The organism is Pseudidiomarina tainanensis (genome assembly GCF_004214835.1).
GTDB lineage: Bacteria > Pseudomonadota > Gammaproteobacteria > Enterobacterales > Alteromonadaceae > Pseudidiomarina > Pseudidiomarina tainanensis.
Window position 1 is genome coordinate 170,925 of sequence record NZ_PIQJ01000003.1, and the last position, 14,160, is coordinate 185,084.

Consider the following 14,160-nt stretch of genomic DNA (forward strand, 5'->3'; position numbering starts at 1 on the left):
ATGACGACTACTACACTGAAACAGTTAGAAAATCACGGTGAATTCATTGCGCGCCACATTGGCCCAAGCGCTGATGAAACCAAAGCTATGTTAGCTGAATTGGGTGTGAACACCCTTGAAGAGCTAACGCGCGACACCGTTCCTGGCGCGATTCGTCGCGACCCATTTTTGTCTATTGGCGAACCAATGAACGAGCGCGAAGCGTTGGCTAAGCTCAAAGGTATCGCGAGCAAAAACAAAGTGTATAAGTCATTTATCGGTATGGGTTACTACGACACCCTAGTCCCGAACGTTATTTTGCGTAACGTGCTGGAAAATCCAGGTTGGTACACCGCTTACACGCCATATCAGCCAGAGATCGCGCAAGGTCGTTTGGAAGCGATTCTGAACTTCCAACAAATGACCATGGACTTAACTGGTCTTGAGCTTGCGAGCGCGTCGTTGTTAGACGAAGCAACTGCCGCAGCTGAAGCGATGGCCATGTCGAAGCGCGTGAGCAAGAGCAAATCAAATACTTACTACGTGGCTGACAACGTCTACCCACAAACGATCGACGTAGTGAAAACGCGCGCCGAGCAGTTTGGCTTTGACGTAATTGTTGGGCCAGCGCGTGAAGCGGACAATCACGATGTATTCGGTGCCTTGTTGCAATACCCAGATCGCAACGGTGAAATCCACAACATCGAAAAACTGATTGCCGACATTCAAGCCAACAAAGGTATCGTTGCAGTAGCTGCGGATATCATGAGCTTAGTGTTGTTGAAATCGCCAGGCGAAATGGGCGCTGACATGGTCTTCGGTTCAGCCCAGCGCTTCGGTGTACCAATGGGCTACGGCGGTCCACACGCTGCTTTCTTCGCAACCCGCGACAAGTACAAGCGTTCACTGCCAGGCCGTATTATTGGCGTGTCAAAAGACACCCGCGGCAACCAAGCATTGCGTATGGCAATGCAAACGCGCGAGCAGCACATTCGCCGTGAAAAAGCCAACTCAAACATCTGTACCGCGCAGGTATTACTTGCCAACATGGCATCGTTCTACGCGGTATACCATGGCCCACAGGGTCTGAAAACCATCGCGTCGCGCATTAACCGCCTGACCGATATCGTTGCGCTTGGCTTGAAAGAGAAAGGCGTTAAAGTATTGAACAACCATTGGTTCGATACCTTAACCTTCCAACTTGAACGTGACACTTCTGACGTATTAGCGCGCGCTGACAAGCTTGAGCTAAACCTGCGCGTTGATGGTAACGGCCAATTCGGTGTGAGCTTAGACGAAGCCAAAACTCGCCACGACGTTGATGCGTTGTTCGCTGCAATTTTCGGTGACGACCACGGCTTAGAAATCGACGTACTGGATTCACGCGCTGCATCAGGCGAGGTTGAATCAATTCCAGCTGCATTGCGCCGTGAAAGCGCGATTTTGGAACACCCAGTGTTCAACAGCTATCACTCAGAAACCGAAATGCTGCGTTACATCAAGCAGCTAGAAAACAAAGACTTGTCGTTGAACCACAGCATGATCTCGTTGGGCTCATGTACCATGAAACTCAACGCCACCGCTGAAATGATTCCAGTGACTTGGCCAGAGTTCGGTCAATTGCACCCGTTCTGCCCAGCAGACCAAGCACAAGGCTACGCTGAACTACTCAGCACCTTGTCAGAGTGGCTGGTGGACATCACCGGTTACGACGTGATGTCAATGCAACCAAACTCAGGTGCACAAGGCGAATACGCCGGCTTGTTAGCGATTCAGAAATATCACCAAAGCCGTGGCGATGCGCACCGTAACATCTGCTTGATTCCAAGTTCTGCACACGGTACTAACCCAGCGTCAGCACAGATGATGAGCATGAACGTGGTCGTAGTTGATTGTGACAAGAACGGTAACGTTGATTTGGCTGACTTGAAAGCCAAAGCTGCCGAAGCCGGCGACAATTTGTCGTGCATCATGGTCACGTACCCGTCGACTCACGGTGTGTACGAAGAAGGCATTAAGGAAATTTGTGAGATCGTGCACGCGCATGGTGGCCAAGTGTACCTTGACGGTGCCAACATGAACGCCCAAGTGGGTGTCACCTCACCAGGCTACATCGGCGCTGACGTATCGCACTTAAACTTGCACAAAACCTTCTGTATTCCACACGGTGGCGGCGGCCCAGGTATGGGACCAATTGGCGTGAAACAACACTTAGCGCCATTCTTGCCAAACCACAGCGTGGTGAAAATTGACGGTACTGGTGCCGACAACGGTGCGGTTTCAGCAGCACCATTTGGTAGCGCGAGCATTCTGCCAATTTCGTGGATGTACATTGTGATGATGGGTTCACGCGGCTTACGCGAAGCAACGGAAGTGGCGATAATGAACGCCAACTACATTGCGAAGCACTTAAGCAAGCACTACCCAATTCTGTACAAAGGCCGTAACGACCGCGTTGCACACGAATGTATTATCGATTTGCGCCCATTAAAAGACGCTTGTGGCGTGACCGAAATGGACGTGGCAAAACGCTTACAAGACTACGGCTTCCACAGCCCAACCATGAGCTTCCCAGTAGCGGGTACGTTAATGGTTGAGCCAACCGAGTCGGAATCGAAAGCTGAGCTAGATCGCTTCATTGAAGCCATGATTAGCATTCGTGAAGAAGCCAAGCGCGTCGAAGCGGGTGAGTGGGCTGAAGACAACAACCCACTGCACAACGCACCACACACGTTGGCAGACATTGTTGACGCCAACTGGGAACGCCCATACAGCCGTGAAGTGGCTGCATACCCAGTCGCTGCGGTTAAAATCAACAAGTTCTGGCCAAGCGTCAACCGTATTGATGACGTATACGGCGACCGGAATTTGATGTGTAGCTGCCCTGCGGTTGATACGTATCGTTAATTGGTATTGATGTGATGAAAAAGGCGAGCTTTTTAGCTCGCCTTTTTTTATGTTTGACTGCTTAGCGGTTCTATGGCGATATATTAGCCAGTCACGAGACGAAAATGGAGAAAATTAATATGGATATTCTGCTGTCAGCGTTTCAGCAAAACACCGATATGTTTAAGTATCTTGGTGCTATGGCGTTGCTGCTTGTTGTTATCAAAATCTTCAATACATCGTGGTTCAAAGGAAAGCTCGGTGAGTTTTTAGTGAACCTTGCCGCGAAAATTCATTTAGATAAAGACCAATACCACCTCATAAAAGATGTGACGTTACCTACTGATGACGGCACCACACAAATTGATCATATTATTGTCTCGATTTATGGCGTATTTGTTGTCGAGACGAAGTACTTCCGCGGTTGGATTTTCGGTTCTGAGAAGCAAAAGACATGGACTCAGGTTATTTATCGGAATAAATATAACTTTCAAAATCCGTTGCATCAAAACTACAAACATACTCAAGTACTCAAAGAAATACTGCAACTAACCGATGAACAAATTTACTCGCTGATTGTATTTATCGGTGATAGCCAATTTAAGTCACAAATGCCGGATAATGTTTTCTTTGGTGCACGTTATATTAATTTTATCCAAGCCAAGAAAATGCCTGTCTTGAGCACTGAGGAAGTGCGTGTAATTCGGGATAAGATTGAATCAAATGCGCTAACACGTTCAATTCAAACTTCTCGTGCGCATCGCCAGCACGTTAAAGAAATTATTGAGCAGAAGACCAATAAATCAAATTCCGCTGATGAGGGCGTTCAGTGCCCAAAATGTGGAGCACAGATGGTAAAGCGATTGGTAAAACGAGGTGAACATCAAGGGCGACAGTTCTGGGGATGTTCGGCATTTCCTAAGTGCCGAGGTGTGGTCGCTTGAAAGGCTTACAGAGGATAGTGAAATGCCACGTCGACTAACGAAAACGCAAAAAGGTACGCATCAAACTCTAAAAAATACATCATTTGAAAGCATGGTGGTTTCATGGCTAATGCAGGATGGATGGCAAGTATTCTTACCTATTTTAGATCACGGACATCAAACTGATTTATTGATTTCTGATGGACCAAACTACTATCGAATTCAAGTTAAAACAGTCGCCGCTTCTGATCTCAAACACGACGTCTCGAACCAATGGAAAGAAAGTAATGTCGATTGTGTTGTCTACTTCGCTAGAAATTCGAACTGGGGTTGTGTCGCACCAGCATTTCTTGAAGATAAACGCTCAATAAATCATCCAGACCATAATATATTCGAGCAAAACAAAAAGAGCTTTCTAAAGGCATTCCACCTCATGGATGTAAAGGTTTAGGTTTCTAGTACCTGGCCGAAATTTTCTTGGGGGCAAAAGGCATTTGCATTTTTTTGGAAAAAATTCGCGCTGGAATTAATGTCAGCTTTGAGCGATCTATAGTCATTCCCACCCTGGGGGCTACAATCAAATATGCTTCAGGGTATGCGCTTATTGGATACGAATATTGAGCGAGAATCACTCGACGATCACCGCTTTTCTTTCGATCCAATAAGTGCTCCACAGCTCGCTAACGAATACTCAGGGCATGCATACAAATTGCTGGCTATATTTCTTTCGAAGAGCGTGGAAAGCATACCAATCTTCAGTAAGTAGGAGTTGGTTATGACTGCGATTAATCAGTTTGCTGCCCATGTCGGATTGGATTGGGCAGATAAAAAACACGATGTGTGTATTCAATATGAGAGTGGCGAACGTCGCTTCCAAGTAATAAAACACACGCCAGAAGCTCTTGATACTTGGCTCAGAGAGTTGCACAAGCAGGTAAAGGGAACGATTGCGGTTGCTCTTGAGCTGAAGAAAGGGCCGATTGTTTACGCACTGCAAAAGTATCCCTATGTGACTGTATTTCCTGTTCATGCGTTATCTTTAGCCCGTTATCGACAAACTTTTTGGCCCAGTGGCGCTAAAGATGATCCACTTGATGCTGAGTTAGCTCTCGATTTGATGCTGCGCTATCCCAATAAGATAAAAGCTATTGAGCCGAGCAATAGCGAGATCCGGTTATTACAGCAGCTTGTCGAGCAACGCCGTCTGTTGGTGGAAGATAAACGTCGTTTTGTGAACCGTATTATCAATACACTGAAACAGTATTATCCCCAACCTCTGGAATGGTTCTCCCATCGGGACAGTGAGCTGTTTTGTGATCTGGTTATACGATGGCCTAGTCTCCAGCAACTAAAACGGGCGCGAGCTCAAACGGTTAGAATATTTCTCAATTCAAAAGGTGGGACAGCAGTTGCTCATACTGAGCAGCGTATTAAGCACATTGCAGATGCGGTTCCACTGACTACGGACGTCAGTGTCATCGAAGCTAACGCGCTGATGGCGGTCGCTCTAGCTAAACAAATCAAACTCGTGGCTTCAAATATCAAAGCTTATGACGAACGAATTGAAGCGCTATTTGACACATTGCCGGATGCTAACTTATTCAAATCATTACCGAGTATGGGACCTTGCATGGGGCCGAGGATGCTGGCGGCAATTGGTGATGATCGAAATCGTTTTAACAGTGCCGAAGAGATACAAAATTACGCAGGTATTGCTCCTGTTACCGAGCGGAGCGGACAGAAATCATGGGTGCATTGGCGATGGCAGTGTGCCAAGTTCGTGAGGCAGACGTTCGTGGAGTGGGCTGCTAAGACGGTGTATTCATCTTATTGGGCTGAGCTATATTACCAACAGCAAAGAGAAAAGGGTAAATCTCATCAGTCTGCCGTTAGAGCATTGGCATTTAAGTGGATACGCATTATTTACCGTTGTTGGAAGAACAAAACACCTTACGATGAAGCAAAATATTTAAAGGCATTGCGAGAGCGAAATTCGCCGCTACTAATGGTATAAAAAAGCTTGTTGAAAGTCTCAGGGCGTGAAGCGGACCCTCTCACTTTCAGTCTTTTCCAACTAGTTAATAGCCGTCCCGTTACTAATAGTTTTGGGTATCCTTAGCGATGCACGGCACATTCACTTGGGGAATAATGCCCGTTTTGTTGTTCTGTTGTGTATTTAAGTCGTTTACTGTCAATGACATAACAAAAAATAAAGGTTGGATATTATGCGCTCGGTAGAGTATAACTGATCATGCTCAAATTGCCTTTCCTAACTCGAAATCTTTCAAGTCAGGAATGCCTGCTTGATCAGTAAGTTAACATCCGAAAACTATCAATGGGACGAGTTTCCAAGTGCGCACGCACAATATACAAATGTTAGTTGCTAAGGCAAGCTATCTGACTATCTCACAGGGTTCTGAGAATTCAAATATCTAAATTCGGTGTTGGAAATTTATTAAATTTTATGAAAAGTATTAACTTATTATCTCTTTCTCAGGCTCATGAATCATTAGCTCCTGACGAGTACAAGTCATTCAGAGAGCACTATGAAATAGATATTGATGATGCAGAGTTGGGTGATATAAAAGTATTGATAAACGAGATGTTATCTCTGTTGTCATTTGTCAATATTTACAATGATTTTTATGTTGGCTATAAAATACAACACATAAGCAAAGAGTTTGACTTGCTCCGCTTTGGGTCAAATTACATAGTAAATGTTGAGATTAAGAATGAAAGCACTGAAGAAAAGATAAAAAATCAGTTAACGAGAAACAAATATTATCTTCACCATATTAATAAAGTCATCCACAACTATTGTTTTGTTGCTACAAGCAAGGTTTTATATCAATTGAACTCTTCGGGTGATATCGAAACCGTACCATTAGAATCGCTAGTCCAGTTGTTGACTAGTCAAAACTTAATTAAGCTCGAAAGCCCTGATGTTCTTTTCAACCCTTCTGACTATCTGGTCTCTCCATTTAATTCAACGACCAAGTTTCTAGCTGGACAGTATTTTCTGACTGGACAGCAAGAGACAATAAAAAATCAAATTACTAAAAACATCACGAGCTCTTCAGCCTCTGTTATTTCACTAACTGGAGGAGCAGGCACAGGAAAAACTTTGTTGACATACGATATTGTAAAGTCTCGTATGGGGGCTATGAAAACCGTAGTTGTGCATTGTGGGCAGTTGAATGATGGGCACCAAAGGCTAATCAACTCAGGCTGGCATATCGTCTCCATAAGAGATTTTAGAAATTACGACTTGACCAATGTCGATCTAGTTGTAGTCGATGAAACACAACGAATATACGCAAATCAGTTCGACAAGTTAATAGCAGAAGCAGCGTCGAAAAATACCCATTGTATTTTTTCATATGACAGGCAGCAAACACTATCAAGGTCCGAAGCGCATACAAATATTGAAGGCAAGATTAATTCTATTGTTGGTGCTTACAAATATAGCTTGTCGGACAAAATAAGGACAAACAAAGAGATTGCGAATTTCATTAAAGTGCTATTCGACAATAAAAGAAACAATATAGCTGTATCGAATTGTGGGAATATTGACTTCGATTACTTTACCGACTCATCAAATGTTAAAAATTATATCTCCCTGATAAGTAGTGAGGGCTGGGAGGTTCTACGGTTGACGCCATCTCAATATAACAATGAACACCATGAGTCATATTCTGAAGTTACTAGTAAGAATTCACATCGGGTCATTGGCCAAGAGTTTGACAATGTTGCAGTGGTAATAGATGAATACTTCTCTTATGGAGCTGATGGAAAGCTAATCTATACCTCAAGAACATACTATGATTCAGTGAAAATGTTATTTCAAAATATAACTAGAACTAGAAAAAAGCTAAAACTAATAATAATAGGAAATAGACAGATTCTAAGCCGGTGTTTGTCAGTTATGAAATAAGCCTAGAATGAGGCAACTAACAAGGCGCTGCTGTCGGACAATTTCTCCGCTGCGCTCCAAAATTACCGCAGAGCGCGGCGTTAACGTCCGCTGTTGGCACAAAGCAGTCCCGCTCCGAGTCATTTCCCAAGCATAGTATTTTGTATTTCAAGGGGCTATTCAATATTGTAATTCGTAGACACGCCTTGAATAAGGAAATGACATGAAAACCAAATGGATTGCAGCGTTACTCTCTCTAGCCAATGTAACTTGCATAGCTGGAGCAACGGACTTAATTGGTCAGCGTTATCAGGACTTTCAGAAAGATTTTCCTGGGTTTAAGAAGTTATCCGGAAGTTGTCTTTTAGGCTGCATGTATTCACTTGGCAGCGTTAAAGATCTCAGTACCGAAGAGCGCCTGATTATTTTATCCAAAAAAACGCAGGGCTCTAAACGATGGGAAATAGTCGACGTACTAGAAGGTCCTCAGGGGCGCGCAGCTGTATCAAACTGTACGGAAAATTATTCTTCATTTAAACAATTATATGGGAGCATGCCAGACGTGATGCCATCGAGCGACAACTTTGTCGCTTTAATTAGTTCCGCATCTGAGAAAGATAAAGACAACAAGCTATGGTTAAAAGCGACACAAGTATTCATTATCGACACTGAGTCACACACGTTCAAAGAAATATCGAATGACGATGTCTATTGCTATGTAGGAATAGGCTAAAAATACTCGTCAGCATTATTGCGAATCATTCGCATTAGTAGTAACATCGCTCGTCATAACATGCACTTTGTTTCTATCTTTTAAACGTTTCAAATTGACGAGCGAACCTCATGACGCTTCAAGCCATTACTCGTGCCGCGTTGGCGGTTGTTGTTTTTGCCACGCTGGCTGTATTAAGCCCGCAGATACAAGCCCAGTCCTTAGCGAATCAAACAGCCAATCAACCAGAACTGCAACAAGAATACATGCGTCAAATTGCGCAGTTGGTGGAATATGTTGGAGTGGATTACAGCGAGGCGGTTGCCAACGGCGAAGTAGTTAACGCTGGCGAATATGCCGAAATGGAAGAGTTCTCGTCAATTATTCTGCGCAATATCAACACCCTCGCAACTGACAATCCAGCGCTACAAACGTTAATCCAGCCGGCGCAACAGCTACGCGAATTAATCATGAGTAAAGCGAATTTGGCTGAGGTGCGCGGTGCAACCTCGCAGTTACGCGCGCAAATTTTGCAGCTGTTACCGAAAGTGGAACTGCCAAAAGCATTGTTGCCAACGGCGCAAACCAAAGAGATATATCAAGCGCAATGTAGTGCATGTCATGGCCAGCAAGGTCAAGGTGACGGCCCTGCAGGGCAAAACCTAGAACCTGCGCCAACCAACTTTACTGATTTGGAGCGCGCTGAAAACCGCTCGCTACTTGGTCTATACGATGCTATTACGAAGGGCATTGACGACACCGCCATGATGGCCTTCACCGATTTGACCGAGCAGCAGCGTTGGTCGCTGGCATTTTATGTGGGCTCGCTCGCGTTTCAACACGGTACCGTGGTTGCGCCGCAAGCCAGCATGGATGTGATTGATTTACAGCAAATGGTTAATACGAGCCCAGCACAATTACGTGCTGAGCTACCGAGTTCTCAAGCGAATTTGGTCACTATTTTACGGGCGAATCCGCAACAAATTTTCCAAGCTGAAATATCGCCATTTGCGGTGGCAAAAGCGCGCCTACAAGCGGCGGAAGAGGCCTACAAAGCAGGTGAATTAAAGCGTGCAAACCACCTCGCAGTCAGTGCTTACTTAGATGGCTTTGAATTAATGGAGAACGGTTTGAGTGCATACGATGCCGCACAAACCAAAGCCATTGAAGCGCAAATGATGGACTTGCGTCGCATTATTGCAACGCCGAATCAGCAAACACAAGTGAGCGCCGCGATTAGTGACACCCTAGCGGCCCTGGAGCGTGCCCAAGCCACCATGAATGAGCAGCAGCTTTCAAATACTGCGTTAGCAACAGCGAGCTTTGTGATTTTGCTGCGTGAAGGCTTAGAAGCGTTGTTGGTGGTGCTGGCGCTGATTACCGTACTGCGTCGTACTGAGCGGAACGATGCCGTGAAATATGTGCACTCAGGTTGGCTTGCTGCGCTTGTGCTCGGCGGTTTGACCTGGTGGGCGGCGCAGTCACTGATTTCAATTAGTGGTGCGAGCCGCGAGATCATGGAAGGTGTGGCTGCGGGTATTGCCGCAGTGGTGTTGGTGTACGTCGGTATATGGATGCACAGCAAAACCAATGCACAGGCATGGCAGCGATACATCAAGCAAAATCTCAATGCTCATTTAGCGGCCGGGACGTTGTGGGGTATTGCCCTGTTGAGCTTTATTGCCGTGTATCGCGAAGTGTTTGAAACCGTGCTGTTCTATCAGTCATTACTGACTCAAGCGCAAAGCGCGCAGCACACCAGCGTTTGGGGCGGATTTATCGCAGCCGCCGTGGTATTGGCAATGATCACGTGGGTTATCTTACGCTTTAGCGTGAAACTGCCAATTGCCAAGTTCTTTGCTTACACCACGTACTTGCTGCTGATACTTGCGTTCGTGTTAGCCGGTAAAGCAATGATCGCATTCCAAGAGGCAGGTTGGCTTAGCGCCACACCATTCCCTGTGTCGTTGAATATCGACTGGCTCGGTATGACCGCCACGTGGGAGAGTCTTGGTGCGCAGGTGCTTGTGCTGATTGTGTTTAGCGTGTTCTTTCTTAAACAAAGAAAAATTTAGCTAGCGGGATTTGAATTACGGCCTATACTTAGGTATATCCATTTTGAATATACAATTGGATAAAGGAGGCGCGTATGAAATCAACGAAAGCTAAAACCAAAATATTTAAAAGTAATCAAACCCAGGCGGTGCGATTGCCGAAAGATGTCGCCTTCCCTGAAGATGTTAGGGAAGTGGAAGTCTTAGTGGTTGGAGAAAGTCGTATCATAACGCCAGCAAAATCGAGTTGGCGTAGTTGGTTTTCAGGAGAACCGGCAAGCTCAGATTTCATGACTGAACGAGATCAACCAGATGAACAACAGCGAGAAACGCTGTGAATCTGCGTTACATGCTCGACACGAATATTTGTATCTATGTCATGAAAAATCGACCTGAGTTTTTGGCCGATTTATTTGATGCCCACGCACGAGAGTTATGCGTTAGTTCTGTTACCGTCATGGAACTGTATTATGGCGTTGAATGTTCTGCGCAGCGTGTCAGCAACGCAGATAAACTAGAGAGCTTTTTGTCGCGCCTTCAAGTACTGGATTACGACACGGCGGCAGCCTACCAAACTGCGATTATTCGTGCTGAGCTGCGTCGATTAGGAACACCAATCGGTTCATATGATGGGATGATAGCCGGACACGCAAGATCTCATTCATTAACGGTAGTCACCAATAATGTCAGTGAGTTTATTCGTGTACCTGGGCTAATGATCGAAAATTGGCTACAGCAATCGCCACAATCAACGGTTAACGAACCTCTACCAGCTTACCGCTAGCCTGACGTCACTGCATGCCTTTCAAAAATGCGACCACACTTCGCCCCAGCGAGCTGTGGTCGTAACCACCTTCTAAAGTCGCAACAATGCGGCCTTCACAGTAGCGTTCAGCCAACTCCTTCAGTTCACGTCCTATCCAGTGATAGTCCGTTTCGGTGAGCTTAAACTGCGCCATGTCATCTTCTAAATGACCATCAAAACCCGCGGAAACCATGATCAGTTGCGGCTCAAAGGCATCAATGGCAGGGAACCAGCGTTCGCGCACGGCTGCTTGCCACGTTGGGCCATCGCAGCCGGCTGGCAACGGAATATTGATCACTTCGTGACTAATGGTTTCGGTACCTGAATTCGGGTACAGCGGGTGTTGAAACGAGCTACAAAACAGCACGCGTTCGTCATTTAGAAAAATGTCTTCGGTGCCGTTACCGTGATGCACGTCAAAGTCAACAATTGCCACGCGCTCAATGCCGTAAGCATGCATAGCGTAAGCAGTGGCCACGGCGATATTGTTGAATATACAAAAGCCCATGGCGGCATCCCATGTGGCATGGTGACCGGGCGGGCGTACCGAGCAAAATGCTCGGCGATTCTCGGCGGTAAACACTTCGTCAACGGCGCAAATCCCGCTGCCGGCAGCATACAAAGCTGCACGCAGGGTACCGGCGGTCATCATGGTGTCGGGGTCGAGCCAAATATGTTGGTCGGGTTCAGTGGGCGCACGTTCGAACACGTCATCGACATAGTTTGCGGCGTGCACGCGGAGTAAGTCCTCACGTGTTGCTGGTTTGGCGTCTTTTTGCGTAAGCGCAAATTCCATGCCCGAGCGAATAATCTGATCGTTAATGGCGGCGATACGCGCCGGCTCTTCTGGGTGCACCTCAGAAACGCGATGCAAGCTGCAATATTGATGACTAAATACGGTTATCGACATACATCACTCACTGTCTGCGGGTGCGCTAAGCACCAACTCCAAATACACTTCGCCAGGCTCTTCTGAAGGCTTACGCACAAATCCGGCGCGTTCAAACACCGCCAACATTTTGCCGTTTTCTGAGCGCACGTAAGCAAGCATGCGCTCAAGGCCACGCTCGCGGGCAATTCGCTTCATTTCTTCCAACAGGCGGGTTGCCATGCCTTTACCGTGCTGAGTTTCTCGCGTTACAAAGGCCACTTCACAGCTTTTTTCGTCGTGTAGCAGATAATAGCGACCAACGGCTTGAATCTGCGCCATTGAGCCTTTTTGTCGCACAATACATAACGCCAAATCACGCGACTGATCGACACTCACCAAGGTGCATGATTTTTCCCGGCTCATGCTGGTAGGCACCGTGTTATAGCGCATCTGCAGGGTTTCTTTGGTGTGCGAATAGAAGAACTCTTGCAGGCGGCGCTCGTCACTCGGATTCAGGGGACGCAAGTCAAAGAACTCACCATTAATGGAGATCTCTTTAAAGCCAACCGGGCCAAGCTCAGGCACTTCAACCGAGTGCAGAATTTGATAGTGGGGCACATAGTAATGCTTACGCACTTCTTCTAATAATTGCTGGCGGAATTTTGGATGCGCAACACGAATTAATTCCAACGCACGTTCACGAATACTTTTACCGCGCAGCGATGCCACGCCAAACTCGGTGACCACGTAGTACACATGCGCGCGCGAGGTGGCGACGCCACTGCCTTCGCTAATAAATGGCACAATCCGTGAGACGGTCCCGTTTTTGGCGGTTGAGGGCAGGGCGATCACTGGTTTACCGCCAGGACTCATGCTGGCGCCACGGCTAAAGTCCACATGCCCGCCAATTCCACTATAAAAATGATGACCAATGGAATCCGACACCACTTGCCCGGTTAAATCCACCTCAATGGCGCTGTTAATCGAGACCATTTTTTCGTTGCGGGCTATGTTCGCTGGTGAGTTCACATATTCCGATGGATAAAAGCCGATGTGCGGGTTGTTGTTCACAAAGTCATAGAGCTTCTTGCTACCAATGCAAAAGCTAGTCACCGCTTTGTGCTGGTGATAGGTCTTCTTGCGGTTGTTGATCACGCCGCTAAGCATCAGTTCCATAATTCCGTCAGTAATCAGCTCGCTGTGTACGCCTAAGTCTTTGTGATTGCTCAAGTAGCGCAAAACGGCATCGCAAATTTTGCCAAAGCCAATTTGAATGGTGGCGCCATCTTCCACCAACAACGATACATACTGGCCAATCCGCTCGGTCACGGCATCGAGCTCAGGCGCGGTAATTTCTGGCAGGTCTTGCTCGGCTTCAAAAAAGGCATCAATTTGGCCTTTGTGAACGAATGCTTGGCCAAAAGTGACGGGCATTTTCGGATTCACTTGGGCAATAACCTTTTTCGCTGAACGCAAGGCCGAGGACACAATATCTACGGACACGCCAAGCGAATGGTAACCGTATTGGTCGGGCGGGCTCACCATGATGAGCGCCGCATCAAGAGGCAGAATCTCTTCGCTAAATAACGACGGAATATCAGACATGAATGCAGGGGTGTAATCGGCACGGCCTTCGGCAACGGCTTTGCGTACTTTCTCGCCACCAATAAACAGCGAGTTGACCTTGAAGGTCTGGTTGTATTCGGGGTTCACCCAGTGGTTATCGCCAAGCGCATAAATCTGCACAATTTCGATATCGTGAAAGTGTTGACTGTGATCGGCAAGGTCGTGCAGCAATGCGTGAGGAACGCCTGCGTGGGTGCCAATAAAAATACGGTCACCAGACTTTAGTAGCTGTTGCCACTTTGCCGGTTGGCCATCAACCATCAACTGTCGTTCATTGCTACCCATGGTCTCATTCCTTATGCCGTACTAATACTGCAATGAGTTACTAAGGCAGTATAAACATAATTTTGGCTTCGACGAAATTGGCGCTATGCTGTGGGGCGTCATTTTT

11 protein-coding genes are annotated in these 14,160 nt (G+C 46.6%); 9 read left to right on the forward strand and 2 right to left on the reverse strand.

The annotated features are described in order from the left end of the window. From gcvP to vapC, 9 genes are all read left to right on the forward strand, one after another. The gene (gene gcvP, locus CWI82_RS10875; protein ID WP_130203554.1) at positions 1-2,886 is read left to right on the forward strand and encodes an aminomethyl-transferring glycine dehydrogenase; all 2,886 of its coding nucleotides are present in this window, start codon (positions 1-3) and stop codon (positions 2,884-2,886) included. 104 nt (positions 2,887-2,990) lie between these two features. Beyond that, positions 2,991-3,809, forward strand: a complete 819-nt coding sequence (locus CWI82_RS10880) for an NERD domain-containing protein (protein WP_233340259.1) — start codon at positions 2,991-2,993, stop codon at positions 3,807-3,809. A 22-nt stretch (positions 3,810-3,831) separates the two neighbouring features. Continuing rightward, complete coding sequence (locus CWI82_RS10885; protein ID WP_130203555.1) at positions 3,832-4,239, forward strand: hypothetical protein; 408 nt, start codon at positions 3,832-3,834, stop codon at positions 4,237-4,239. Positions 4,240-4,563: 324 nt separating this feature from the next. Continuing rightward, complete coding sequence (locus CWI82_RS10890; protein ID WP_130203556.1) at positions 4,564-5,802, forward strand: IS110 family RNA-guided transposase; 1,239 nt, start codon at positions 4,564-4,566, stop codon at positions 5,800-5,802. Between the two features lie 450 nt (positions 5,803-6,252). Then, positions 6,253-7,722: an AAA family ATPase gene (locus CWI82_RS10895; protein ID WP_130203557.1), complete on the forward strand. Its 1,470-nt coding sequence runs from the start codon at positions 6,253-6,255 to the stop codon at positions 7,720-7,722. Between the two features lie 202 nt (positions 7,723-7,924). Continuing rightward, positions 7,925-8,434 (forward strand): hypothetical protein, encoded by a 510-nt coding sequence (locus CWI82_RS10900; protein ID WP_130203558.1) that lies wholly within the window; start codon positions 7,925-7,927, stop codon positions 8,432-8,434. 110 nt (positions 8,435-8,544) lie between these two features. Continuing rightward, positions 8,545-10,488, forward strand: coding sequence for a cytochrome c/FTR1 family iron permease (locus tag CWI82_RS10905; RefSeq protein WP_130203559.1), 1,944 nt, complete (start codon positions 8,545-8,547; stop codon positions 10,486-10,488). Between the two features lie 74 nt (positions 10,489-10,562). Next, positions 10,563-10,805, forward strand: coding sequence for a type II toxin-antitoxin system VapB family antitoxin (gene vapB / locus CWI82_RS10910; protein WP_130203560.1), 243 nt, complete (start codon positions 10,563-10,565; stop codon positions 10,803-10,805). After that, the gene (vapC, locus tag CWI82_RS10915) at positions 10,802-11,251 is read left to right on the forward strand and encodes a type II toxin-antitoxin system tRNA(fMet)-specific endonuclease VapC (RefSeq protein WP_130203561.1); all 450 of its coding nucleotides are present in this window, start codon (positions 10,802-10,804) and stop codon (positions 11,249-11,251) included. The genes vapB and vapC overlap by 4 nt, the downstream gene beginning before the upstream one ends. Before the next feature lie 7 nt (positions 11,252-11,258). On the opposite strand, the gene CWI82_RS10920 is transcribed toward vapC, so the two are convergent. Together CWI82_RS10920 and CWI82_RS10925 are read right to left on the reverse strand one after the other, a co-directional pair. Continuing rightward, positions 11,259-12,182, reverse strand: a complete 924-nt coding sequence (locus CWI82_RS10920) for a histone deacetylase family protein (RefSeq protein ID WP_130203562.1) — start codon at positions 12,180-12,182, stop codon at positions 11,259-11,261. A gap of 3 nt (positions 12,183-12,185) precedes the next feature. Next, positions 12,186-14,054 (reverse strand): GNAT family N-acetyltransferase, encoded by a 1,869-nt coding sequence (locus CWI82_RS10925; RefSeq protein ID WP_233340260.1) that lies wholly within the window; start codon positions 14,052-14,054, stop codon positions 12,186-12,188. Between the last annotated feature and the right edge of the window lie 106 nt (positions 14,055-14,160).